This is a genomic window from Lactobacillus iners, from assembly GCF_011058775.1.
Classification (GTDB): Bacteria; Bacillota; Bacilli; order Lactobacillales; family Lactobacillaceae; genus Lactobacillus; species Lactobacillus iners.
This window is the reverse complement of the sequence record NZ_CP049230.1, coordinates 1,127,270-1,151,501: the sequence shown is the minus strand read 5'-3', so window position 1 is coordinate 1,151,501 and position 24,232 is coordinate 1,127,270. Positions and strand designations below refer to the sequence as shown.

24 protein-coding genes and 5 pseudogenes are annotated in these 24,232 nt (G+C 32.1%); 26 read left to right on the top strand and 3 right to left on the bottom strand.

Going from position 1 to position 24,232, the window contains the following annotated elements:
• Positions 1-18 precede the first annotated feature (18 nt).
• The 25 genes and pseudogenes from G6Z82_RS05600 to G6Z82_RS05490 all read left to right on the top strand — a co-directional run bounded on the left by G6Z82_RS05600 (position 19) and on the right by G6Z82_RS05490 (position 21,466).
• The gene (locus G6Z82_RS05600; RefSeq protein WP_164785916.1) at positions 19-2,739 is read left to right on the top strand and encodes a class I SAM-dependent DNA methyltransferase; all 2,721 of its coding nucleotides are present in this window, start codon (positions 19-21) and stop codon (positions 2,737-2,739) included.
• Positions 2,729-3,442, top strand: a complete 714-nt coding sequence (locus G6Z82_RS05595) for a hypothetical protein (RefSeq protein WP_006729475.1) — start codon at positions 2,729-2,731, stop codon at positions 3,440-3,442. The genes G6Z82_RS05600 and G6Z82_RS05595 overlap by 11 nt, the downstream gene beginning before the upstream one ends.
• Before the next feature lie 2 nt (positions 3,443-3,444).
• Entirely contained in the window at positions 3,445-5,394 is a 1,950-nt protein-coding gene (locus G6Z82_RS05590; RefSeq protein ID WP_006729476.1) for a DEAD/DEAH box helicase, read from the top strand.
• A complete protein-coding gene (locus tag G6Z82_RS05585) occupies positions 5,381-6,604 on the top strand; it encodes a GIY-YIG nuclease family protein (protein WP_005724122.1) in 1,224 nt (407 codons plus the stop codon). The genes G6Z82_RS05590 and G6Z82_RS05585 overlap by 14 nt, the downstream gene beginning before the upstream one ends.
• 573 nt (positions 6,605-7,177) lie before the next feature.
• A complete protein-coding gene (locus tag G6Z82_RS05580; RefSeq protein WP_006729477.1) occupies positions 7,178-7,543 on the top strand; it encodes a hypothetical protein in 366 nt (121 codons plus the stop codon).
• On the top strand, positions 7,543-8,100 hold the full coding sequence (locus tag G6Z82_RS05575) for a hypothetical protein (protein ID WP_164785914.1): 558 nt from the start codon (positions 7,543-7,545) through the stop codon (positions 8,098-8,100). The genes G6Z82_RS05580 and G6Z82_RS05575 overlap by 1 nt, the downstream gene beginning before the upstream one ends.
• 1 nt (position 8,101) lies before the next feature.
• The gene (locus G6Z82_RS05570) at positions 8,102-8,941 is read left to right on the top strand and encodes a P-loop NTPase family protein (protein ID WP_006729479.1); all 840 of its coding nucleotides are present in this window, start codon (positions 8,102-8,104) and stop codon (positions 8,939-8,941) included.
• 64 nt (positions 8,942-9,005) lie between these two features.
• Positions 9,006-9,287, top strand: a complete 282-nt coding sequence (locus G6Z82_RS05565; protein ID WP_006729480.1) for a hypothetical protein — start codon at positions 9,006-9,008, stop codon at positions 9,285-9,287.
• A gap of 100 nt (positions 9,288-9,387) precedes the next feature.
• Entirely contained in the window at positions 9,388-9,906 is a 519-nt protein-coding gene (locus tag G6Z82_RS05560; protein ID WP_006729481.1) for a rolling circle replication-associated protein, read from the top strand.
• 70 nt (positions 9,907-9,976) lie between these two features.
• Positions 9,977-10,180 (top strand): DUF3173 family protein, encoded by a 204-nt coding sequence (locus tag G6Z82_RS05555; RefSeq protein ID WP_164785913.1) that lies wholly within the window; start codon positions 9,977-9,979, stop codon positions 10,178-10,180.
• The gene (locus G6Z82_RS05550) at positions 10,177-10,857 is read left to right on the top strand and encodes a tyrosine-type recombinase/integrase (RefSeq protein ID WP_006729483.1); all 681 of its coding nucleotides are present in this window, start codon (positions 10,177-10,179) and stop codon (positions 10,855-10,857) included. The genes G6Z82_RS05555 and G6Z82_RS05550 overlap by 4 nt, the downstream gene beginning before the upstream one ends.
• Positions 10,839-11,414 carry a site-specific integrase gene (locus G6Z82_RS05545; RefSeq protein WP_006729484.1) on the top strand — a complete coding sequence of 192 codons (576 nt, stop codon included), beginning with the start codon at positions 10,839-10,841 and terminating at the stop codon, positions 11,412-11,414. The genes G6Z82_RS05550 and G6Z82_RS05545 overlap by 19 nt, the downstream gene beginning before the upstream one ends.
• Positions 11,415-11,821: 407 nt before the next feature.
• A complete protein-coding gene (locus G6Z82_RS05540; protein ID WP_006729485.1) occupies positions 11,822-12,181 on the top strand; it encodes a helix-turn-helix domain-containing protein in 360 nt (119 codons plus the stop codon).
• Position 12,182: 1 nt separating this feature from the next.
• Positions 12,183-12,716, top strand: a complete 534-nt coding sequence (locus G6Z82_RS05535; RefSeq protein WP_006730543.1) for an ImmA/IrrE family metallo-endopeptidase — start codon at positions 12,183-12,185, stop codon at positions 12,714-12,716.
• A 141-nt stretch (positions 12,717-12,857) separates the two neighbouring features.
• Complete coding sequence (locus tag G6Z82_RS05530; protein ID WP_006729488.1) at positions 12,858-13,508, top strand: DUF4417 domain-containing protein; 651 nt, start codon at positions 12,858-12,860, stop codon at positions 13,506-13,508.
• The gene (locus G6Z82_RS05525) at positions 13,508-13,921 is read left to right on the top strand and encodes a putative barnase/colicin E5 family endoribonuclease (RefSeq protein ID WP_006729489.1); all 414 of its coding nucleotides are present in this window, start codon (positions 13,508-13,510) and stop codon (positions 13,919-13,921) included. The genes G6Z82_RS05530 and G6Z82_RS05525 overlap by 1 nt, the downstream gene beginning before the upstream one ends.
• Positions 13,921-14,253 carry a hypothetical protein gene (locus G6Z82_RS05520; RefSeq protein ID WP_006729490.1) on the top strand — a complete coding sequence of 111 codons (333 nt, stop codon included), beginning with the start codon at positions 13,921-13,923 and terminating at the stop codon, positions 14,251-14,253. Before G6Z82_RS05525 ends, G6Z82_RS05520 begins: the two co-directional genes overlap by 1 nt.
• Positions 14,253-14,438: a DUF4926 domain-containing protein gene (locus G6Z82_RS05515; protein WP_006729491.1), complete on the top strand. Its 186-nt coding sequence runs from the start codon at positions 14,253-14,255 to the stop codon at positions 14,436-14,438. Before G6Z82_RS05520 ends, G6Z82_RS05515 begins: the two co-directional genes overlap by 1 nt.
• A gap of 277 nt (positions 14,439-14,715) precedes the next feature.
• Positions 14,716-14,844 carry a hypothetical protein gene (locus tag G6Z82_RS06675; protein WP_006729492.1) on the top strand — a complete coding sequence of 43 codons (129 nt, stop codon included), beginning with the start codon at positions 14,716-14,718 and terminating at the stop codon, positions 14,842-14,844.
• Positions 14,845-15,004: 160 nt separating this feature from the next.
• A complete protein-coding gene (locus G6Z82_RS05510; RefSeq protein WP_006738224.1) occupies positions 15,005-17,359 on the top strand; it encodes a hypothetical protein in 2,355 nt (784 codons plus the stop codon).
• Positions 17,360-17,639: 280 nt separating this feature from the next.
• Positions 17,640-17,708: pseudogene (locus G6Z82_RS05505) on the top strand (plasmid mobilization protein); the annotation flags it as partial.
• Between the two features lie 179 nt (positions 17,709-17,887).
• Positions 17,888-18,308 (top strand): annotated as a pseudogene (locus tag G6Z82_RS05500) (relaxase); the annotation flags it as partial.
• 381 nt (positions 18,309-18,689) lie between these two features.
• Positions 18,690-18,785 (top strand): annotated as a pseudogene (locus tag G6Z82_RS06740) (mobilization protein); the annotation flags it as partial.
• A 115-nt stretch (positions 18,786-18,900) separates the two neighbouring features.
• Complete coding sequence (locus G6Z82_RS05495; protein WP_006729495.1) at positions 18,901-19,350, top strand: CopY/TcrY family copper transport repressor; 450 nt, start codon at positions 18,901-18,903, stop codon at positions 19,348-19,350.
• A gap of 19 nt (positions 19,351-19,369) precedes the next feature.
• The gene (locus tag G6Z82_RS05490) at positions 19,370-21,466 is read left to right on the top strand and encodes a heavy metal translocating P-type ATPase (protein ID WP_006732718.1); all 2,097 of its coding nucleotides are present in this window, start codon (positions 19,370-19,372) and stop codon (positions 21,464-21,466) included.
• Positions 21,467-21,816: 350 nt separating this feature from the next.
• Here the strand turns inward: G6Z82_RS05490 and G6Z82_RS05485 are convergent, their stop codons facing one another.
• The 3 genes and pseudogenes from G6Z82_RS05485 to G6Z82_RS05475 form a co-directional block, all read right to left on the bottom strand.
• Positions 21,817-22,065 (bottom strand): AAA family ATPase, encoded by a 249-nt coding sequence (locus G6Z82_RS05485; protein WP_006729497.1) that lies wholly within the window; start codon positions 22,063-22,065, stop codon positions 21,817-21,819.
• Positions 22,049-22,275 (bottom strand): annotated as a pseudogene (locus G6Z82_RS05480) (helix-turn-helix domain-containing protein). Before G6Z82_RS05480 ends, G6Z82_RS05485 begins: the two are co-directional and overlap by 17 nt.
• Positions 22,276-22,419: 144 nt before the next feature.
• Positions 22,420-22,695: pseudogene (locus G6Z82_RS05475) on the bottom strand (hypothetical protein); the annotation flags it as partial.
• 526 nt (positions 22,696-23,221) lie between these two features.
• On the opposite strand from G6Z82_RS05475, the gene G6Z82_RS05470 reads away from it, so the two are divergent.
• Positions 23,222-24,232 (top strand): DNA cytosine methyltransferase, encoded by a 1,011-nt coding sequence (locus G6Z82_RS05470; RefSeq protein ID WP_164785909.1) that lies wholly within the window; start codon positions 23,222-23,224, stop codon positions 24,230-24,232.

The window sequence follows — 24,232 nt, the reverse complement described above, 5'->3', positions numbered from 1 at the left end:
TTATGTGAGGAAAGTAATATGGCTATAACTGAAATAGAAGATGAGATATCAAATATTATTGAAAAAAATGATAAAGATAGTTTCATTTATGACTTCTTAGGAGTGTACGACATCCCTAAAGCAACAATTACTAAATTGAAGAAAGGCATCAATAACTTAGCTGATGTTGCTGGTGAAGTTTACTTGAAGAATAAACTTTATTATAAGCAGACGGATAAGAATTTAATGCAGTCTTTTACTGATGTTAAGGCTAAAGTAGATGAGTTAGGTACCAAGCCACGTTATATTTTTGTAACTAATTTTAAAGAAGTCTTAGCATATGATACTAAAACAGATAATACATTGAGCATTCCTTTTGAAAGATTGCCACAGAAGTTTGAATTCTTCTTAGCATGGAATGGAATTGAAAAGGCGGACTTTGATAAAGAGAATCCAGCTGATATTAGAGCGGCTGAAAGATTTGCTAAATTATACGACGTTATCGTTAAAGATAACCCAAATGCTACGAGAAAAGGTTTGAATCTTTTCTTAATTAGAGTACTATTTTGTCTTTTTGCAGAAGATACAGATATTTTTGAAAAGAATCTTTTTACTAATAGATTAAAGGAATTAACTCGACTTGATGGCAGTGATTTAGATAATTTTATTGGTCAGTTATTCAGTGTTTTAGATGTTAGAAAAGAAGATCGTCCAGTTGATACACCAAGTTGGTTAGCAGATTTTCCATACGTTGACGGTGATTTGTTTAAGGATCCGCATGAATCATTGAAGTTTACAGTTAAGTCTAGAAAGCTAATTATTGATGCTGGTGAGAAACTAGAATGGGATCAGATTAATCCTGATATTCTGGGATCTATGCTTCAAGCTGTTGCAAGTGAAGACAGTCGTAGTCATTTGGGGATGCACTATACTTCAGTACCAAATATTATGAAGGTTATTAAGCCTTTGTTCCTTGATGAGTTAATAAATGAATTTGATAAGAGGAAAGGAAGTTACAAGAAACTTCAACATCTTTATGAGCGTATTGGCAAAATTAAGTTTATGGATCCTGCTTGTGGTTCAGGTAATTTCTTGATTGTTACTTACAAGCAATTAAGACAATTAGAAATTGATATTTTGAAAGAGCAAAATAAAATTCTTGCTGAAGAAGGTAGCGGTAAAGCTATGATGTATTTACCTTCTGTAACGCTTGACCAGTTCTACGGAATTGAAATTGATGACTTTGCTTGTGATACTACACGTCTTTCATTATGGATTGCGGAACACCAGATGAATATTAAGCTTAGGGATGAAATTAATAATGCTGTGCGCCCTACTTTACCTTTGCAACATGCAGGAGCTATTGCCTGTGGGAATGCATTGAGACTAGATTGGGAGAAGATTTTACCTCATAAGAAAGATGATGAGGTTTATTTGTTTGGTAATCCACCTTATTTGGGTTCACATGGAGCAAAGCAGAAAAAGACACATAAAGAAGATATTAAAGTGGTATTTGCTAACTTAAATGGAAATTATAAGGGGCTAGATTATATTTCAGGATGGTTCATGTTAGGGGCGGAATACATTAATAATACTAATGCGACCTTGGCTTTTGTTGCCACGAGTTCTATCACACAAGGACAACAAGTTTTTGATTTATGGAATAAAATTTTAAATCTGAATATTGAAATATCATTTTGTTGGGAACCATTTACTTGGAATAATAATGCAAAAAACAATGCTAAAGTAACAGTTAACATTATAGGATTAACGAGTTTAAAAAAAGCAAACAATAAGAGAATATATACAGATAATTCGTTTAATAATACTTTTGAAAAAGTTGACAACATTTCACCATATTTAACCAATCATTCTACAATTTTTATTAAAAGTATTGGATCATCAATTAGCAATCTACCAGAAATGGATATGGGTGATATGGCTAATGATGGAGGCAATAAAGCACCAGGTTTATTATTTACAATAGATGAGTATAAAAAGATTATTGAGCAGCATCCAGAAACAAAACAATATTTTAAAAGACATGTAGGAACTAAAGAATATATGTCTAGTACATGTCGTTACTGCCTTTGGATTGAAAAAAAAGAATATAATCTTTTAAATAAAATACCAGTATTTAGAAATCGTTTTATAAATGTATATAATCATCGACAATCAAGCTCAGATAAGGGTACTAATAATTTAGCCATAACTCCGTTTAAATTTAGAGATACTAAGATTGCGAAAGAATATACTATTGTAGTACCTAAAGTAAATACTGTTGGGAGATTATATATTCCAGCAGGTTTATTGACTAAAGATTACATTATTTCTGATTTGATGTTTGGCATTTATGATGGCCCAATTTGGGTATTAGGGTTGATTCTATCAAGATTACATTATGTTTGGATCAAGGCTTCATGCGGAAAGGAAGGAAAGAGCTATAGATATTCTAAGAATTTAGGCTATAATACCTTCCCTGTTCCTCGCTTGTCTAGTCGTAGAAAAAAAGAAATTGAGGGGCTGGTTTTAAAAATATTGGATATAAGAGACGAAGAAGAAGGCACATTGAATGATTTATATGGTTCACCACTTGCTGAAAAAAATCCTAAGCCAATGAATCCTAGATTATTAAAAGCTCATCAAGAACTTGATGAAGTGGTGGATCGAGCATATAAGTCGAATGGCTTTAAAGGTGATAATGATAGATTAGCTTTATTATTAGATATGTATAGTAGGAAAATAAAAAATGAAGAATAGAATACCGCTTGTTTTATTAAATGATGTTGAAGATCAAATATCACAACATTTTTCTGCAAATGAACTTATTGATTTAACTTATCAGTTTGCTCAAAGTTTTAATAAGCATATTCCTATTGAAGTACCAGATTATGCTTTATTTAATAATAAAAAAGAACTTTTATCAAAAAACTTAGATGCACTGTCTGATGAACAAAAGGTAGATTTTCTTTCACAAATAAAATATCATAGTCGACTTTCTGAAGATGATTTTCTTCGCGATGAAATTGATTTACTTGTAAAAGATGCGAGCGATGGGGTAATAAAAGCCCGAAATTCGGTTTCAACATTATTGGAGACTTATTCAATTGATTTAAAAAATCAATGGCAGAGAACCTATAGATTTTATGATCATTTAGATTATCGGAATGCTTTAGATAATATGCGTCTAACCATTGAATTATTAATAAAACGAATTACTGGTTCAGAAGCTTCACTTGAAAATCAGAAAAGTGCATTAGGTAAGTTCTTTGAAGATAAAGATATAAGTAAAGAAGTTAGAAATTTGTTTTTTAAAATGTTAGACATGTATGAAAAAATTCAAAATCATGAAGCTAAGCATAATCTACCTCAAAATTTGAATTCTAAAGAAATAAAGTTTTTAATGAATCAATCAACAGTAATAATAAAGTTTTTAATAGATTGTGATAAAGGAATCTCTTAACCATGCAAGATAAAAATGTAGTTGAAGTAAATTACCATCAAACTGGTAAAAGCACAAATACCGATGAATTAGGAATGCGTGAAATGCAGGCACGTGTTTATCAACACCGCAATTCGCAATATCTTTTAGTAAAAGCTCCACCGGCTTCAGGTAAATCTAGAGCTTTAATGTTTGTTGCACTTGATAAATTAGCTAATCAAGGTGTTAAAAAGATTATTGTAGCAGTTCCAGAAAGATCGATTGGTAGATCATTTAAGAATACCGAATTGGTCAAATATGGCTTTTATGAAGATTGGAAGGTTGACCCACAATATGATTTAACCCTTCCAGGTGGGGATGAAAGTAAAGTACAAAAGCTAGTGGACTTTCTTAATTCTTTAGAAAGTAGAATTTTAATTTGTACGCATGCTACCTTAAGATTTGCCTATGAAAAAGTAGCTGATGATCGTGCTTTTGACAATGTAATGGTTGCTATTGATGAATTTCACCATGTTTCATCTAATGATAGTTCTGTTCTAGGCACTGCTTTGAAGAATATCATGCATAATTCTTCTGCTCATATTATGGCTATGACGGGTTCTTACTTTAGAGGAGATTCAGAGCCGATTCTTTCTCCAGAAGATGAACAACTATTTGATAAGGTAACTTATACCTATTATGAACAACTTGATGGTTATCAGTATTTGAAGTCTTTCGGCATTGACTATAAGTTTTATCAAGGTTCGTATTTGGACGCTTTACCAGATGCGATTGATACAACTAAGAAGACAATTATTCATATTCCAAGTATTAATTCTAGTGCATCAACTAAGGATAAATACAATGAGGTTGATGCTATCTTTGATGCAATTGGTACTCTCGTTGATAGAGATGATAAAACTGGTATTTATACAATTAAAAGTAAGCAGACTGGTAAATTATTGAAGGTTGCTGATCTTGTTAATGAGGATGGACGAGAAAAGGTTCAAGAATACTTAAGAAATATCAGTAGTGCTGATGACTTGGATATTATTGTAGCTCTTAATATGGCTAAAGAAGGTTTTGATTGGCCATGGGCTGAACAAGCTTTGACTATTGGGTATCGTCATTCGTTAACAGAAATTGTTCAAATTATTGGTCGGGTTACTCGTGATAGTTCTAATAAAACACATGCACAGTTTACCAATATGATTGAACAACCTGATGCTAAAGATGATGCAGTACAGTACGCAGTTAACCAGATATTGAAGGCTATTACTGCATCCCTTTTGATGGAACAAGTCCTTGCACCTGAAATTCATTTGAAGAGAAGAAATCACAAGTCTGATACTCCTTCTGGGGATGCAGATATTTTAATAAAAGGCTTAAAAGAGCCAACTACTAAGAGAGCTCAAAGTATTATTGAAAATGATTTACCTGATCTTAAAGCAGCTATTTTGCAAGATAATGATGTGAAAAACGGTATTGCTGCTAATGTAGATGCAGAGGTAATGAATAAAGAACTAATTCCCAAAGTTATTATGACTCGTTACCCAGATTTGAACAATGATGAAGTAGAACAAGTTAGTCAATATGTTGTGGCCGATACTGTTTTGCGTCATGCTAAGGTTGATTCTTCAGTTGATCAGGAAGGCAATACAAACGAATTTCTTAAAATGGCGGATAAGTTTATTAATGTTCATGATCTAGATATTAACTTGATTGAGTCAATCAATCCATTCCAAAGAGCATATGACGTAATGTCGCAAAATATTGATAGCAACACTCTTAGAATTATTGAACGTTCCATCGATGCGAAGAAATATGACTTCTCTAATGAAGAATTGATGCAATTATTTATGAATGCCAAAGCCTTTGTAGAAAAGACAGGACGTCGACCAGACAAAAACTCTAACAATGAAGAAGAAGTTAGAATGGCTTATGCATTGGCTACGTTAAGTGATATGAGGGCTAGACGAAATGAAAATAGATAATGCTCGTCCTATTCGTTCACTAGATGATATATTTAATGATCCAGCCGCTAATGAGTTATTAGCCAAACCCAAGAAAAAACGGGTAACTTATGACCCAGAAGTTGAAAAATTTAAAGAAATTGAGAATTGGGTAAAAGAGCATAATGGCAAAGAACCTGAAAAGACCACTGATCTTAGTAGACTAGGTGAAAGAAAATTAGCTAGCAGATTAAAGGGAATTCGAGAGGATCTAGAAAGAATAGAATTACTTAAACCCTATGATGAATTAGGTTTATTAAAGACAGAAAATCAAAATGTTTCTTTGAAAGAAAAAGTCAGTCAAGAAAAAAAGACCTTTAATTCTCTTGATGATATTTTGAATGATGATTCTGCTTTATTTGATAATTCTGGTCAATCATTAAATTCTAAATTATTTGATACTGGTTCACTCAATGCCTATAAAAAATCTCAAGAGAATGTTGCCAAAAATAAATCTAAGAGAAAAGCAATGGATGATTTTAATAAATATCGTCCATTATTTAAGCAGGTGCAAGCAGAATTAACTTCTGGCAAGCGTCATTTAATAAGGTATGGTAATAATAAACTCAAATTGCATGGATTTTATGTTCTAAAGGGTCAACTAATGTACATTGAATCTATTGGTGCAGAGTTTAAGAATAATAATCGTAGCGATACTGATACTGATGCACGTTTACACGTTATTTATGATAATGGAACCGAGAATTTTCCTTTAAGAAATGGCTTAATAGCTTCCTTATATGGATCTAAACAACGTGGTGGCGGTGGAAAGATAGTCACTGAACCAGATGATAAATTTGAATTTGGTGAAGACGATCAGGTAACTGGCTATATTTACGTATTAAAGTCACTCAGTAATAATGCAGATGTAAAGAGGATTCAAGAAGATCATCCTTTGTATAAGGTAGGTTTTACTTCTGGAACCGTTGAAAGAAGAATTGCCAATGCAGAAAATGAATCAACTTATTTATATGGTCCGGTTAAAGTAGTAGCAGAATATCAAGTTATAAACCTGAATCCAGAGGCTTTAGAAACAGCTCTGCATCATGCTTTAGTCCAATACCGCTTAGACGTAGATATTAAAGCTGGTAATGGTAGGATTATCCATCCTAGAGAGTGGTTTGTAGTTGATTTGAATACGATCACGGATATCGTTAATGAGATTATGAGTAAGTTGCAAATGAGTAAATGAAAATATTAAGCAATTATAAAGTTTTATGAATCAAATTGATTTATTAATTTTCTAATGGTATAAAATAATTGTATCAAATATTTATAGGTTTGATATTTAGGTTCCTCAATTAACGTCAAGTTACGCATTGCGCCAACCTGGTGTGGTAATGTTAATTTGAGAGTGGGTTGGATATATGTTGTAGAACAATGCTATCGTTGCTGCAGGTCTATAGCTGAATTAATAACTAAATGTAACGGCACCTCCGTGGGCGTCCATGCTAGCGGATACATAGGTGGTAGCGTGGTTGAATTTTTTAAGTATTTAAAGGTATTTTTTTACTTAATCTTCTAATTACACTACCAGTCTGCCCTTTTAGAGGTTGAAAAACTGAATGTGTAACTAAGAAGTATATGTTTTAAAAGCATATACTTTTTTTGATACATAATTTAGGTTAGAAAATCAGCAAAAGCGGATTATCACTGGTCAATTCCAATAGATAATCCGCTTTTTTTGGTTTATTAACCAAAATTCAAAAATGTTGTTGATGAGTAGTAGTACTCATGTTTTTTAAGTACCAAGGAGGTACATAGAATGGCTCTTAAAGGTCTAAGAGATTTCGTCAAGTTTGATGCTAAGGGTTTCCTTGCAGGTAAGCAATTGCTTCTTATGCAAGAGAGTGAGTTGAAGGATTTTGACTCTGGCAAAGTAATCGGAGCTAAGCTCAAGGTTACTATCTGGACAGATGACACGCAATACAAGAAGGATGAAACTTCAAATGAAGGTTCAGAATTAGATGTTAAGATTTTAGGATTGACCGCTGAAAAAGTTGATCGAAATAATCGTGGGTTTATTAAATTAAAGAACCCATCAGGTGTAGTTTTTGGTGATTTTCAAAATCAACTATCCCTTAAAGCGGATGGATTTGATTTTGTTAAAGAAAGAGGAGGTGAGAATTAATGTCAACTCGAACACGTAAGCCACAAGAAGGTGGAACTCCTGAAAAGGTAATTCCACCGTTGGGCTGGCTATTCTTAGCTTGTGCAATTGCGCTATTTATTCTGGCATTTCAAGTCCCATGGTTTGGGCAATACTGCATTTTCTTTGGAATTTGTTCTCTAGTGTTGGCTCTGGGATGCTTGGGCTACTGGGTTTATCTTCATTATGATGAAATTAGATTTGGAGGACTCCTTCACTCTAAAAATGTAGATTTATCGGTAATTTATTCTCCGAAGATGAAAGCTTTTCTGTATCAAAGTAATACTACTGCTCCAGATCCCTATGATCCTCGGTATCAACAATTACCTCACGTTAGAAAGACTAGGGATGGATTGAGAATAGAGGCAATAGGTAAGTTACGTCAGTGGTTAATTAGTGACCAATTTAGAGATTCATTAGAAGCATTTCTTAATTACAATAGATGTAATATTTCAATTCAAAATGCACAGTACCACTCAGATGGATGGGTTTATTTCACGATTATTCGTGGAATTAAGAACGATCGATTGAGGTGGTAATATGAGTTACCTTCTAACGCTAAGCAAATCGTTATCTATTGATGCATACAAGAAAATTAATTTTCTTGTAGCAGGTGTTAGGGGTAGTGGTAAGACTTATGGCACTTTGATCTTAATTGCTGAACTTGCTTCTTTTCCAAGGATTAGCCCTTGTGAATTTCTTGGCACCGTGCAATTGCCGACTCAAATTTATTGCGTAGATTTTAAAAATTCTGATCTTGCAAGATTAGGTGATATTCTTCCAACTGGAAGGGTAGCAACTAATAAGGAAGATGCTATTAAAGTGGTGTCTGATTACGATGGAAAAATGCATGAACGTCTTGCATTCTTGAGAGATAAAGAATTTGGTGCAACAGCGGGTGCGTTAGGTATGCCAATGTATTACTTATTAATTGACGAATGGAGTGCTACAAATGCTTCTTTTAATCAGGGAATGACTAAAGCGGATAAAGACTTGCGATATAAATGGAATTCTTTGATTACTGATATTTCGATGCTAAATCGCGTTCCAGGTTTTGGTCTAGGAATTATAAGTCAGCAAATAAGTGTAGTTAACTCTGGTTTAAATAGTAGTGTTCAGGAAGAGGCTGGTCTTAAGCTTCATTTTGGGGATGCTAATATGAATTCTTATCGGTTGACTTTTGGCAATGACATTCAAATTCCTGAGATGCGATTAGAAACTGGAGAAGCTTACGCTTGGATTGAAGGTCTGACATCTTCGGGTTATGTAATACCCTTTTGTATGCCAGAAATTGAGCCAGATAAATTATGGGACTATTTAAAACAAGCATTAAGTAATACTCAAGATGATAAGAAGTATTTGTTCTTTACCAGTCAATGATGTTTGAAGTGCCAGCAGGCGCGCTAGCGCTGTGGTTGCGTAGCAACCACTATTAACTTGATTAATGGGTGATTTTAGTACAATGCATCAAAAAATAAAGAAAATCAATAAACATGCTGCCGTTAATGTTCATCTTTATGGCGATGTACTAGAAGTGACAGATTATAAACCAAGAAAACAAAGAATTAAACCGTTGTCTAAAGATAACTATGTTGACTTAGCAACTGGTGAGGTTAAGGACTATCACAGAAATAGCCAGAGAATTCAATCAACTGAGAACTTACGTAAAACTTTCAAAAATCTTAGAAGATTAATTATAGGTAACTTCCAAGCTGGCGATATATGAATAACGCTAACTTACAAGCAAGTTAATGGAAAACCAATGACTGACACTTCAAGGGTGTACAAGGATTTTAAAGCCTTTTGGCGGCGGTTTATTGCTAAGTATGGTTCTTGTGAGTATCTTAGTAGTCCTTGAGCCACAAGCTTCTGGGAGTTGGCATTTGCATGGCCTTATTAAAAAGAAAAATGGAAAACTCCCCTATCTTGACAATAATTCTGTAATAGCACCTATGTGGCGTCAGGGTTTTACTAAAACCAAAAGACTTAAGGACAGTGACAATGTAGCAGCTTATTTGATGGCATATTTAACAGATATGCCTAAGGATGAGATTATGCCTAATGTCAAAAGTAAATCGATTTTGAAAGGTGCTAGATTACACTTCTATCCTTCAGGGGTTCATATTTATCGTAATTCAAGGGGAATCAAGAGACCTACCAATTTTAAGGGTTTTAAAGGTCAGGTGCTAAAAGATCTAGGATTATCAGAAGATATAACAGCTGATGCTACTTTTAACCGAAAACAGAAATTAAAAGATGGTAAGCGGTTGATTCATATAACTGAATTTTATGACAACATTCCGGATAAGAAAAAGACTAATCACGCCCGCCAAGACAATGATTAGCCTTTGATACTGAACAAACCTATGCGAGGGATGTTCAGCCTTATTATCTACTAATGTCGAGGTTTTAACAATGAAAAAAGAGTTTGTTAATTATAAAGATCTTCGCCAACTGGGTTTTGGCGACAACCAAGCTAGAAGAATTATTCGGCTAGCTAAGAAAAAGCTGATAGAAAAAGGATATGCGTTTTACAATGGAAAACGAGTGGGGCTTGTTCCTGCTAAAGCTGTTGCTGAAGTTATCGGTGTTCCGTTTAAGGAGGACGATAACTTTTGAAAACGCGTTACCCAAACGTTTACCAAGATAAAAATGGTAAATATTTCTATCAAATCTTCATTGGCACTGATGCCAATGGTAAAAAGAAGTTAAAAAAGGGTAGAAGGGATGCGTTGAAGCATCCCTTTTCTTCGGCTTATCAAGCATACAAAGAGGCACAACGTGTTCAAGCACTATATGCTAATGTTTCAGCTGATAATATTAGCTATGCTTCTTTTATGAAGGATCGTTATTTACCCAAATACCGTGGAGATGTTGAAGCAAGTACTTACGATACTCACAATTTAATGATGCTGAAAGGCGTAGATTTTTTAGGAGAAATCAAGCTTAAGGACATTAAAGTAATAGACTGTGAAAAATATCGTACGTGGTTATTAACGGACTCAGGTTTTTCTAGAAATTATGCTAGTTTGATTTATACTGCATTTCGTCAAAGTCTAGATTATGCCGTAGAAATCGGGTTAATAGCTTCTAACCCTTCTTTAAAGACTAAATCAATTCCAAAAGGTCGAAATATTGAAAATTATTGGACAATGCCAGAATTTGAGAAGGTATTAGCTTCTATCAATACTGATACTTTTTATGAAGAGTTAATCTACGTTACTTTTCTTTTCTACTATCGGATTGGATGCCGAGTTAACGAGGGATTTGCTTTAAGATGTCAGATATTGATCTAATTAACGGAAAAGTTAGATTTATCAACAATTTGCACTATTCAAGTAAGCTAAACTATGAACTTGTACCATATTTAAAGAATGATGCAAGTAGAAGAACGGTTACCATTGATGCTGAATTACTTGAAGTTTTAAAGAAGTGGAAGAAGGAACAGGCTAAATATAATATTCATGATTTCGTATTCAGTTGCGATAACTGCCCACTTAATAAGTCTACTTTAAGTGTGTGGCTTAAACGTTATTCTAAATTGGCTGGAGTATCTAGAATCAATGGCCGAGGATTACGCCACTCTAATGCTTCATATTTGATTGCTGAACTTGGTGCTGATGTCTTAACGGTGAGTCATAGGCTCGGACATAAAACGCCAATGACAACGCTTAAGTACTATGCTCACATGTTTAGCAATAATGATATTGAATTAGCTTCTAAGATGGAAGGAAGCATGGATATTCAACCTGCCTCACATTCTAAAATTCACTTTAATGGTAACCAGCATATTAAAGGGAATAGTATTACAGGTATGCCAAAAGTATGCCAAAACAAGAAAAAGCCAGCTTAAGTGTTGATATAAAAGGAACATCCCCTATTCTCGGGGAGTAGTAGCAAAATTTTCAAAAATGCTTGATTACAAGCTATAAAGAGAATGAAAAATGGCTACTGGTACTCAAATGGTACTGGAAGTAAAAAAGAATACATTGAATAATAGTTCCAAGTGGTTTACATTTGGACAAAATATTAGACCGTAGATTTAAGCTGCGGTCTAATTTTTTGTCCTTAGAAACTCTTATTTATCCACACTCACCCAAAAATAAACACTTGTGTTTTTTTATGATTATAAAAAAGGCTATACTATAAATAACGTTTTAGAAAACAAATATTAAATAAACCTATATAGGTTTATTTAATATTAAAAATGGTGTATAATAATTTTAAAAGGGTGTATAATAATTTCGAAAGGAGGATATTATGCTTACACAACTTGGGATTTTTTTAAGAAAGTTAAGATTAGACTGTGGTGAAATAATGAAAGAAATGGCTACAAAGCTCGACGTCAGCTCATCTTTTTTATCAGCAGTTGAAAATGGAAAAAAGAAAATGCCAGAGTCTTGGTATGATACGATTGTCAATTTATATAATCTTGATAAAGAAAAACAAGATGAATTAATGACAGCAATCGAAGAATCTCAGAAGTCTTTGGAAATTAATCTTGAAGATTTAAGTAAAGAAAAGAAAAGATTGGCATTTTCTTTTGCAAGGGAATTAGAAAATATGAATAAAGAAGAGGTGGACAAAATGAAAATATTTTTCAAGAAGGATGGTGAGTGATATGGGTGGATATATAGCAGACCCTTTATCTAGAAAAGATATAAGAAAACTGGCTAATAGACTTAGAGAGTTATTTGGTTTTGAAAGGGATATTAATTTTCCAATAGTTCAAGTTATAGAATTTTTATCTAATAAAGGAGAGCTTAATTTAGAAATATGCACTTCTGATGATATGGGGTCAAAATTAGGTGAAACTATTTCATCAGAAAATTTAATAAAATTAAGAGAAGACATTTATGATAAGGCTTGCGAGGATGATGGATTTTCAAGATCGACCTGTAGTCATGAATTATTACATTGGATAAAGCATAGAGAAGAAACAGTTTCTTTTTGTAGAAAAGAAGAAGACCTAAAAAATAGAAGAGCATACGAAGATCCAGAGTGGCAAGCAAATTGTTTTTCAGGAGAATTGTTAGTTCCTAAGCATTTAGTAAAAGGTATGACCATTGATGAAATTGTACAAAAATGTAACGTGACACCTTCTATGGCATATTATCAATATAAAAAGTATGAAGAAGAAGGATGGGAAGAATGAATAGAAAAGAAAAAAACACACTAAACAGATTTTTGGCACAATCTAAAGTATGTTTTCTAAACTGGATATTGTCTAATAATTCCAAATTAATTATATTAAATCCAGTTTTAAAAATCAAGAGTTTTAAGCTGGAGGGATATATTGAGTAATTATAAATACGCAAATAGTGGATTTAATCCTAAGTTAATAGAAAATGTAAGTTTGGTTGGTAAATATGATATGCCTTTAATAAAAAAGGAAGAAATAGAGGGAATTAAAGAATTTATCCCTTTTGAAAAAAGAAATTTGCATAATGAGAAGAATGTGGGAATTCATTTTTACATTTACGATGGAGCATTCAAGCAAATATTAGACAATCCTCAAAAGTATATGGATGAATTGAAAAAGTTTAATGCTGTTATAAGTCCTGATTTTTCAATTTGCTATGACATGCCTATTGTTAGACAAATGTATAGCACTTATATGAATAGAGTTATGGGTGCATACTATCAAAATAATGGTATAAAAGTAATACCAAATGTAAGATGGGGCGACTCAAGAAGTTATGAATTTTGTTTTGAGGGATTAGAAAAAGAAGGGACTTATGCAATAGGATCATATGGTCAGATAAAAAGAAATTCAAATAGATACTATTTTGAAAAAGGATTAGAAGAATTTTTTAAAAGACTAAACCCACAAAAAATATATGTTTATGGTGCAATGCCAGATTCAATATTCGGTAATTATATAAACGAAACTAATCTTATTTCCATTGAACCCTATACTTCAAAAATCTATAGGGGTGATATCTAATGGGTGCCGGTAATAGCAGATTATACAAAAACACTAAAGGAGCATTGAAACCAGAGCATTTAATGGATGAACTTAGGCAAAGTGGTGTTAAATTCAATGAAGAAGATGTGGTTATGATTACAAAAACAAAGAAAAAAAGGCTTGTATGGCTAGAAAAAGGGAATGAAACAAAAGGTCTTAAGCATATAATTGATGGACATGAAAAGGATTTTAAAAATAAATTTGGTGTTTCTAAAGAAAATATACCTAGTGCAATAAAAGATATATTTGAAAATGGAACAGAAATAAGTTCTAAGAGAAAGAATAATGGATTAGAACAAGTTTACCTATATAAAGGAGAATATATCGTAATTACAGGAGTAGGAACAAATGGATTTATAGTATCAGTTTATCCAGGAGGAGGGTCAAGATAATGAAAAAATTAATAATAATGTTAGATTATATATCTGGTCCACTTTGGAAGGATATATATGATACAAAAAAGAAAGAATTAGTTACAGGAATAGATGTAGTTGATGATGATGAATACATTCAAAATCTAAATGATGTAATTTCTGATTTATATTCATCATATTATAAAATCAATTACAATGATGAACCTGTGTATTTTGACAAGGAACAAGAGAAAAAAGATAAATACAAAATGCTTGACCTGCTTGGGAAACTTATAAAAAGACTTGATGAAGTAAATGATGGCTCTTTTGAGATTGATGACAGAGAAACTGAGAGAGTTAAAAACTTATAATGAAAGAATTAGATGTTGTAGGATTGAAAGAAGATTACAAAGAAATAAGTAAGGGAACAAAGGGAACAATTGTTTTAATTTATGATGATAAAAATTGTGAAGTTGAGTTTTTTGATAAAGATGGAGATACAATAGATGTAGTTATGACTCCTTTAAAAAAACTAGAACTAATAGAGTCATTCTAATAGAATTTAAACTTTTGTAAAAAGAGCTTGTAAAAAATGAATCATACAAGCTCTATTCTTATATTTATTTGAAAAAATTAACTTTATTAAACATCATGTCTTCTATCGTTAAGTTACAAAGGATAGCGTAAATTTACCAAGAGGATTAAGAAAATCTGATTCGTAAATAGAGAAGTTATATTCTGATTCTTCTTAAGATCAATATTTCTGAAATCACATTTAAATCCGGTACTGGTACTGGGACGAGACTAAAAATCTAAAAACGTCCTACAATTAGGTGAATTTAGTGATACTCCAAAAAATAGAACCTAGTATTTTGGATGGTTTGGGATATATCGGACGTTTGGAAAAGAAGGGTGGGAGTAAATTTTTGGTAAAAATGGATAAAGAATTAAAAAAAGAATAATGCTGTGAATTGTTCTTAGTGGTTTAGAAAAATGCGATAGTCCTGGTATTTAGACTGGGATATTTGTATATTCGAATATTAATTAGCTAAAAGCAATGACAATGATCTATATTAAAATAATAGATGTAAGGATTACTTAATAGTAAGGAGGATTAGAGAATTGCCAGAAATAAAATACAAAAACTATTTAGACCATGAAATTCATGTTAAATTTGTAGATGGGATATTAAAACATAGTCAGAACTGGCAATGGTTTATTGAATATATTGAAGATAATTATAACTTGTTAGACATAAGCTCGTATATTGAATATCAAAATAGAAGTAATTCTTTGATTCGTATCTTAAGCAATTTTATTAACATTTTAGAGATATGTGATTTTAACTTTCAATTTAGAACAGTATTGTTACAAGAGATTTATGAAATATCAAAATATTATGTAGGAGCAACAGAAAGAGAGAACTGTGCGAAAAAGGTAAGTAGCGAGTTTTCTAAAATCCTTTTTTTATCAGTTTGGTTAACTAAATTACAAAATTCAGGAAATAATTCAAATTATATTATTGATAATCGATTCATGAATCAGAGAAACTTTCATCAAGCACTCAATATGCGAGAATTTGATTATGATAAAGATGAGATAATTTTATATTTAGAAAAAATAAAATTAACAGACTTTGAAAGAATAAAACAACACATAGAGGATAACCTGAATAGAGTAGTTTATGGTCTTTCAGAAAATTTCTTTGATATGTATGGTGCTAGATTACTCTCGGGAAACTGTTTCAATTTTCAATCATTAGATAGAGAAGCAAGCTTAACTTGGCAAGAAAACACTTTATTAGATATGCTTCAGATTTCAATAAGAAATGGAGAAATAATCCCTATATATTCAAATGGAGATAGTCTAGTTCCAAACTATAAATGTTGGACTTCAGATTTATTAAAACAGTTAAAAAAACATTTCAACAATCAGATTTCAGATTTCGTAATAGAATCTGTTGATTTTTTATTAAATCGAAAAGATCCAAATATAAAGACTATAGAGAGTCATTGTAACTTGTTTTTAGAGCTGATTAGGAAAGGTGAGGACTATGAAATATTGACTTCATCAACATATGAAATTTTGACTAAGTTGTTTGATGAAGGAGTCATGAATAGGATAGAAAAAACAGAAGTAATAAAAGAATTCTATAAAAATCTACACTCTATAACTTCCGTAAATCTATTAGTGAGACTTAGTTCTTCTTTTTCCCTACGTAAAGACCAAATGCAAAGTGTAAAAGATTACATAGAAAATAAATATAGAGCCATTTCGTATATAAATGATATTCCAACTTTGACGCAATACTTAGAAAATACCGATATAGCAAGACATATTAATCAGTTTTATTATGATGAAACTAAGGATAGGTTCCTGAAGTTAATCAAAGATGTAAATGATATTTCAGTTGCGAATTTATTCTACCAAGCGATGTTATTTCTCATATCTGTTAACCAAACTAATCAAATTGTTGATAAAAGAATTGTGAAACAAGATATGATCAATATTCAAGAGTATTGGCAAAAAAATAAATACCAAGAACAAGTAAAGAATCTTCAGGAATTTACATATGGTACCCAGATTTCTACAGAAGAAGTAGAAAAATACAATAAAAGTATTATGGAGAATCCCATTATTGTTGCAAATAGTACTATTCTAGCTAAAGTTGATGACCTAATATCAGTTCTTGAAGAAACGTCTAAACATGCAGTAATACATATGGTTAGTAGAATTACACTGAACAATATATTTCCAATTAAAGATACTGGTATAAATTTTGATAGACATGAAACAGACAATATCTTAAAAAAACAGGTGGAGAAAATTATAGAGCGATATGGATATAAATTTATAAATGTTTTAGATGTAGGCATTTATGTTGCTGCTATACATGAGAGATATAAAAATAATGTTTATTCAGTAATTGCTTTATTTAAGAAAGAAAAAGAATTATATGCATTGTTAGAAGAAATTATTGGAGTTAAGTTAATTCCATTTAATGAACAAATTTCTTTAGGCCACTTAACACAACTCTTTCCTTTATTAGAAATTGAGATTAGACAACTTGGAAAGTTATTTGGAATTGTGCCATTTAAAGAGAATGTTGATGAATTTATGAAATTTAAAGATCCAAGTTCTATATTAAGGGAGCTAATAGAAGATGTATATGAGGAGTTGGATGGGTTTGAGAGTGCTCCAGATTTATTATTCGTATATCACTTTATGTACAATAGTAATTCTCTAAACATTAGAAATGAATGTATTCATGGAAGAGATTATTTTGAAGGTTATATGCTTAAATTTGCTTTTAAAGTCACCATGTTAGCATTATATATGATTAGATACAGAATTAATTTAATATTGGATAATAGTAGTAGCTACAATGAAGGATTAGTTCAAAAAAAAAACTCTGATTTTCGGTTCAAGAAAGAATGCGAATCTAATCTTTTTCCTTGGTATCAATTCCCAACTTAATAATGTGACTTTTATCAAGCATCATAGAGATCTGTATTGTTTAAGTTTAAATACTTTCTCTGTACTTTAATACAAGTATTTATAGTCAAGAATTTGAGAGATAAAATCGAATAATTTAAAACAAGGTGTCGTAGAAATATGGCACCTTTTTAAATGAGGAATTAGGCTTTATTTGATATAATTATCTTTAATAAGTTGAAGATGATTTAATACAAGTTTAAAGGTAAAATCAATGTAAAAAAATATATTATGAGCAAACAGAATTAGAAAATTGGTGTAAATGTCAAGAGAAATATGGCAGATCCATTCTCTACTGCTTAATAAATCAAAAGAAAGTTCTGGTGATTAATATAGTAATTACAAAAATATACATTATAAAATCAGCTGTAAATTTGGCAATAGACTATATAATTAAGAGGGAAAAAATCTTGCTATCTTTATTCAAAAGTCACCAATCTACTGACCATATTCAGTTTATAAAAATACGAGAAGACAATGATACTAAAAGTACAGTTCTGCTTGATATTTAATTCAATCACTCAGCTCAATGAGCTAATCAAAAAATCTGTTGATGATAGACAAAACTTGCTAGATAAAATAAAGAAAATTGAAACTGAAATGAAGAGTTTATAACAAAATATGGAAAATATAAATTCTATAAATAAGTATCGTGAAATTTATAAATGTCACAAGAAAAATCCTGAAGATAAGCAATTTGCAGAGGAATATTATAGTGAGCTTTCTGTTTATAAAATAGTCGTTAAAGAGATATTAGAAAACTATAAAAACTAACAAATATAAAAGAAATACTATTAAATCTCGATAAATTGCAAAATTGCAAGAAAAAAAGAACACCCTTATGCAAGAGTATTCTTTGAATAAAGAACAATTTTCCGACCTTGTTCAATATAGAAAAACCACTATCCTTAAATACAAGAAACGGTACTAGTAAAAGAACAGTTAGATCATCATATGGACATATAGAATACGAGGCTGGGATCAAATCTTATCCCAATTATCAATATTTTTTGGAGAAAGGTTTTAATTAAGATAATAATTTAGTATGAAATCGGCTGCAAATTTTCATGAAAATTTTACAGTTTATTAAAGTTGTGTACAATTAAAAAAACTCCATTCCTATAGGAATGACAAATATTGATACATAAAAAATGTATCAACCCTTACCCTTATATCAGGATTTAGGTTGATACACAAAATTATTTACAGACCCGCAAAAACGGCTATGAGCATTAAACTCATAGCCTTTCTACTTGCCACCTAAAAGACTCTCTAAATCAGTTTTCTAAAATCCCTAATTCAATGAGCCTTTATGCAAGAGTATTCTTTAAATAAAGAACAATTTTCTGACCTTGTTCAGTATAGGAAAAACTATGAAAATTATTATGGGATAGAAGTGGAGAGATAAAAATCTATAAGCGTTGCTTACATTTATTAAAAAGACTTGACATAATTCGTTTACAATGGTAAACCTATTTTAAGGATTTTTGTTTACATATGTAAACGACGAGGCGGAAAGGAGAATGAGCACAATAGGACTTAATACTTATATCACAGATGCAGAATGGGAAGTCATGCGTGTAGTTTGGGCAAATGATCGAGTAACTAGTAAAAAAGTCATTACCGTATTGCAAGAAAAAATGGACTGGACACAATCCACTATCAAAACGATCTTAGGTCGATTAGTTGAAAAAGGCGTACTAAATACAGAGCAAGAAGGTAGAAAGTTTATTTACACTGCCAATATTGAAGCGACAGAAGCCGTAATGGATTATGCAGAAGATATTTTTAATCGTATTTGCAATAAGAAAGTCGGAAATGTAATAGGAAGCATCATTGAAGATCATGTTTTAAGCTTCGATGATATAGATCAACTAGAAAAAATATTAGAGATGAAAAAATCTTTCGCAGTAGAAGAAGTGGATTGCAATTGTCCAGAAGGACAATGCAAATGTCATTTACATCATCATTAAGAATAAGGAGGAATTTAAAATGAACAATAACAACAAACATTCATCCCACAGTCACCATAATCATGGCGACATGGATCATTCAAAACATGAGCATGGAATCACAGATGAACATGGAGACCATAAGGATCAACATCAAGAACATCATGCTGGGCATGATCACAGCGGGCACGGAGGGCATGACCACCATCATCACGGAAACTTTAAGGAACTTTTCTTAAAATCATTGCCACTAGGAATCATTATTATGCTCTTATCCCCTATGGCTGGGTTTGACCTACCATTCCAGTTTACTTTTCCATATTCTGATATTGTAGTAGCTATTTTATCTACTATATTAATTATTTATGGTGGACGTCCATTCTATCAAGGGGCAGTTGACGAATTTAAACAAAAAGAACCTGGAATGATGGCACTCGTTTCTTTAGGCTTAAGTGTTTCATATTTATATAGTATTTATACTGTAATAGCAAGCTACGTAACAGTTGAACAAATTATGGATTTTTTCTTTGAATTTGCTTCATTACTATTAATCATGTTATTAGGTCACTGGATTGAGATGAAAGCAATTGGAGAAGCAGGAGATGCACAAGAAGAACTGGCTAAGCTAGTACCAAAAGATGCTCACGTAGTATTAGATGACGATTCAATAGAAACACGACCAGTTGCTGACTTAAAGGTAGGTGATTTAATTCGAGTTCAAGCTGGAGAAAATGTGCCAGCAGACGGAACTATCGAGCGTGGCGAATCACGTGTAAATGAAGCTCTTTTGACTGGAGAATCAAAAGCAGTTAAAAAAGGTCCTGGCGATGAAGTAATTGGGGGTTCAACAAATGGAGAAGGGGTTCTTTATATTAAAGTACTTGAGACAGGTGATAAATCCTTTATATCTCAAGTACAGGATTTAATCAGCCAAGCTCAAAGTCAACCTTCTCGTGCAGAAAATATTGCTCAAAAGGTTGCAGGGTGGCTCTTCTATATTGCGGTAACTGCCGCACTAATAGCTTTTGTAGTATGGACGCTTATAGCGGACATCCCAACGGCAGTAAAATTTGCTATCACAACATTAGTTATAGCTTGTCCTCACGCTTTGGGTCTAGCTATTCCATTGGTCACCGCTCGTAGCACAAGCTTAGGGGCAAGTCATGGCTTACTAGTAAAAGACCGTGAGGCTTTAGAAATAGCTCAAGATGCAGATGTGATGATTTTAGATAAGACAGGTACTTTAACAACAGGTGAGTTTAAAGTATTAGATGTAAAACTTCTTAATGAAAAATATACAAAAGAGGAAATCATTTCACTATTGGCAGGTATTGAAGGAGGGTCTAGTCACCCTATTGCTCAATCAATTATAAGCTTCGCCGACCAAGAAGGTATAAGTCCAGTATCCTTTGATTCCATTGATGTAATTTCCGGTGCTGGCGTAGAAGGTAAAGCCAATGGGCACCAATACCAATTAATCAGTCAAAAAGCATACGGACGTAATTTGGATATTGATATTCCAAAAGGAGCAACCCTCAGTGTCTTAGTAGAAAACGATGATGCCATTGGTGCTGTAGCTTTGGGGGATGAATTAAAAGCAACCAGTAAAGAATTAATAGAAGCTCTTAAAAATAACAATATAGAGCCAATTATGGCAACAGGTGATAATGAAAAAGCAGCTCAAGGCGCGGCAGAAGATTTAGGGATTGAATATAGATCAAATCAATCTCCACAAGACAAATATGAGTTAGTAAAAACACTTAAAGAAGAAGGAAAAAAAGTTATCATGGTAGGTGACGGTGTCAATGATGCTCCTTCTCTTGCCTTGGCAGATGTTGGAATAGCGGTCGGTGCAGGAACTCAAGTGACGTTGGATTCAGCTGATGTCATCTTGACTCAATCTGATCCAGGAGATATTGAATCATTTATTGAATTAGCACACAAAACAACTCGTAAAATGAAACAAAATCTCTTTTGGGGAGCCGGCTATAACTTTATAGCTATTCCTCTAGCTGCTGGAATTTTGGCCCCTTTTGGCTTCACATTAAGTCCTGCAGTAGGAGCAATTCTAATGTCTGTGTCAACAGTCTTAGTTGCAATTAATGCCATTTTATTAAGATTAGATCCGAAAAAATGACAATTAACATATAGAATGATTGAAACTCCTTAAAGTATCAAGATACAATAGTTTTATAGGAGAAAAAGAGATGTAAGTACTGGCTCTTTGTAAAATCGTGTTGGTAGAAGTAGACGATTTTTCTACCAACACGATTTTTAATTTATTATAGAACTGATTTCTTTTAAAATCCTAAAAGCCACCTATTTCGACAGTTTTATAGCTTGTTATTCTATTTTCTTGACAATAATACCACTGTCTCCACATGTGTCGTATCCTGAAATAGCTTTAAAATATTTTTCTGTATCACTACTTAAATTTGTAATTTTAGAGCTTTTTTTGTTTGATAAAAGTATTAAATTTTCTATGCCTCATTTATTTAAAACAAAACTGCTATGAGTTGAAATAATTATTTGACTAGATTTCTTATTACTATTTACTTGTATAATATCACTTAAATTATTCATGTTAGAATATGACAAATGGTTTTCTGGCTCTTCAATTAAAATTATTTTATCTTTATTTGTATTAATATTATTTAAAGCAAGCTCAGTTTTTAATAAGCATTGTAGCCCTCTACCAGCATTGGAATATGGAATACTATCAAATTCCGTTATCATACTTGATTTCCATTGACTTATATTCAATAATATCTCCAATATCACATTGAAAATACTCACAAATCTTTCCTAATGTTTCTAGACTTACATTTTCGTCTCTTCCCATTTTTGCTATTGTCTTGGGTGTTGTTGCGATTGCACATTGTAAGTCTGTTTTTTTCATATTTTTATCTATTAAAACTTCCATAATTTGTTATATGAAAATCCCATATCATTCTCCAATTCTATATTTTACCTTTCTAAATGTATAGATTAACTATCTAATTAGAGAATATAATACAGATTCCTTTCAATTATATGATTTACTGCGTTAAACTTAGCAAAAAATAAAGGCAGTCCGAAAACTGCCGATATTTATCTCTCTGCACCTTTGCTATGGTCTTTCTTATATGACTTAAGTTTGTCCTCTGCCCTAAAGCTATTTATTTGCCCTAATATGGACTGTTTATCCTTGTCTTGACTCCTTACTTGTTCTTTTGCTTTTAATAGCTGAGAAGACAGAATACGAACATTTTTATGTTCCCTTTCATTGTTGCCAATATTAGTTTTTACTTCTCCGAAGATTTTAACAAAATCTTCTTGCTTTAGGTTCTGTAGATCTTTTGTCTTATATCCATAGGCTGGATAATTACCAAGTAATATATTTAGATTTAAACCCACAAAGTAAAAAGTAAAAATGAAGTAAATTCGAAGTGAGATTAATTTGAAAACTGGATAAACAAGATTAACAGATATTATATTAAAACAATACTTCTCCGGTACTGGTACTGGGACGGGACTAAAAATTTGAAAACGTCCTATAATTAGGTGGATTTAGTGGCATTAGAAAAAATAAAATCCTATATCTTGAACGGTTTGGTATATATCGTACGCTTGGGAAAGAAGAACAGAAATAATAGCAAAATTTTCTAAAAATTTTCTAAAAATATTCTATAAAAGATAAAATGATTTTTTTAGATTAATATTTAGCATACAAAAAGACCGTAGCGTTAAGCTGCGGTTTTTGTGTACATATACTTAGTTTAAAACTAATTTTCTCACTAAATATAGTTAATTTATGTGTCAAAATAGACCTCTACCATAACTATTGATATTTAAAAATATCGTATATATAGTATAATTGTACAGGCACATTTACTATTTAACGGGGGTTAAGATGATTCACATAGATAATAAATCATTAAAAGGTTATAAATTTATAGATTTATTTGCAGGTATTGGTGGATTTAGACTTGCATTAGAATCATTCGGCGCACAGTGTGTCTATTCAAATGAATGGGATAAATTTGCTCAAGAAACATATCACATGAATTTTGGTGATACCCCTGAAGGTGATATTACTCAAGTTGATGAAACAAGTATTCCAGATCACGATATATTATGTGCTGGCTTTCCTTGTCAGCCGTTTTCGATTAGTGGTAAGCAATATGGTTTTGAAGATAGTAGAGGTACTTTGTTTTTTGACGTGGCTAGAATTGTTAAAGAAAAACGCCCCAAGGTAGTATTCCTTGAAAACGTTAAAAACTTTGCTACACATGACGGCGGTAAAACAATCAGTGTCGTTAAAAATACTATGCTAGAATTAGGCTATAGTTTCCAATTTAGGGTTCTGAATCCAATTAATTATGGTATTCCGCAAAAGCGTGAGCGTGTATACATGGTATGTTTTAGAAATGATGTTGAGCGAGAATCGTTTGTATTTCCTCAACCTTTTAAATTAAATAGATTCGTTGAAGATTTTTTACTACCTGATAATGAAGTTAGAGATTTAATTGTTAATCGTACAGATTTGGTGCTTAATGACAAAGTTAACATCAATTATAATTCTCCTTCTACAATCAGAGTAGGAACCGTGGGTAAGGGCGGTCAGGGTGAAAGAATTTATTCACCTAAAGGAATAGCCATAACTTTATCTGCATATGGTGGAGGAGTATTTGCTAAAACGGGTGGCTATTTGATTAATGGACAAACTAGAAGACTCCATCCCCGAGAATGTGCTCGAATCATGGGATTTCCAGATAGTTTTAAATTGCATCCTAATATGAATCAAGCATATAAGCAGTTGGGTAATTCTGTTGTAGTTGACGTATTGCAACTTATAACGCAACAAATTAGCGATGCCTTAAACCATAAATATAGTGGGACAAACCAGTTAGAGATGGTTTGA

Bases quoted from the DNA above. Each gene is read 5' to 3' on its own strand.
- G6Z82_RS05600 (WP_164785916.1), top strand. From the start codon at position 19: ATGGCTATAACTGAAATAGAAGATGAGATATCAAATATTATTGAAAAA.
- G6Z82_RS05595 (WP_006729475.1), top strand. From the start codon at position 2,729: ATGAAGAATAGAATACCGCTTGTTTTATTAAATGATGTTGAAGATCAA.
- G6Z82_RS05590 (WP_006729476.1), top strand. From the start codon at position 3,445: ATGCAAGATAAAAATGTAGTTGAAGTAAATTACCATCAAACTGGTAAA.
- G6Z82_RS05585 (WP_005724122.1), top strand. From the start codon at position 5,381: ATGAAAATAGATAATGCTCGTCCTATTCGTTCACTAGATGATATATTT.
- G6Z82_RS05580 (WP_006729477.1), top strand. From the start codon at position 7,178: ATGGCTCTTAAAGGTCTAAGAGATTTCGTCAAGTTTGATGCTAAGGGT.
- G6Z82_RS05575 (WP_164785914.1), top strand. From the start codon at position 7,543: ATGTCAACTCGAACACGTAAGCCACAAGAAGGTGGAACTCCTGAAAAG.
- G6Z82_RS05570 (WP_006729479.1), top strand. From the start codon at position 8,102: ATGAGTTACCTTCTAACGCTAAGCAAATCGTTATCTATTGATGCATAC.
- G6Z82_RS05565 (WP_006729480.1), top strand. From the start codon at position 9,006: ATGGGTGATTTTAGTACAATGCATCAAAAAATAAAGAAAATCAATAAA.
- G6Z82_RS05560 (WP_006729481.1), top strand. From the start codon at position 9,388: ATGGTTCTTGTGAGTATCTTAGTAGTCCTTGAGCCACAAGCTTCTGGG.
- G6Z82_RS05555 (WP_164785913.1), top strand. From the start codon at position 9,977: ATGAAAAAAGAGTTTGTTAATTATAAAGATCTTCGCCAACTGGGTTTT.
- G6Z82_RS05545 (WP_006729484.1), top strand. From the start codon at position 10,839: ATGTCAGATATTGATCTAATTAACGGAAAAGTTAGATTTATCAACAAT.
- G6Z82_RS05540 (WP_006729485.1), top strand. From the start codon at position 11,822: ATGCTTACACAACTTGGGATTTTTTTAAGAAAGTTAAGATTAGACTGT.
- G6Z82_RS05535 (WP_006730543.1), top strand. From the start codon at position 12,183: ATGGGTGGATATATAGCAGACCCTTTATCTAGAAAAGATATAAGAAAA.
- G6Z82_RS05525 (WP_006729489.1), top strand. From the start codon at position 13,508: ATGGGTGCCGGTAATAGCAGATTATACAAAAACACTAAAGGAGCATTG.
- G6Z82_RS05520 (WP_006729490.1), top strand. From the start codon at position 13,921: ATGAAAAAATTAATAATAATGTTAGATTATATATCTGGTCCACTTTGG.
- G6Z82_RS05515 (WP_006729491.1), top strand. From the start codon at position 14,253: ATGAAAGAATTAGATGTTGTAGGATTGAAAGAAGATTACAAAGAAATA.
- G6Z82_RS05495 (WP_006729495.1), top strand. From the start codon at position 18,901: ATGAGCACAATAGGACTTAATACTTATATCACAGATGCAGAATGGGAA.
- G6Z82_RS05490 (WP_006732718.1), top strand. From the start codon at position 19,370: ATGAACAATAACAACAAACATTCATCCCACAGTCACCATAATCATGGC.
- G6Z82_RS05485 (WP_006729497.1), bottom strand. From the start codon at position 22,065: ATGATAACGGAATTTGATAGTATTCCATATTCCAATGCTGGTAGAGGG.
- G6Z82_RS05470 (WP_164785909.1), top strand. From the start codon at position 23,222: ATGATTCACATAGATAATAAATCATTAAAAGGTTATAAATTTATAGAT.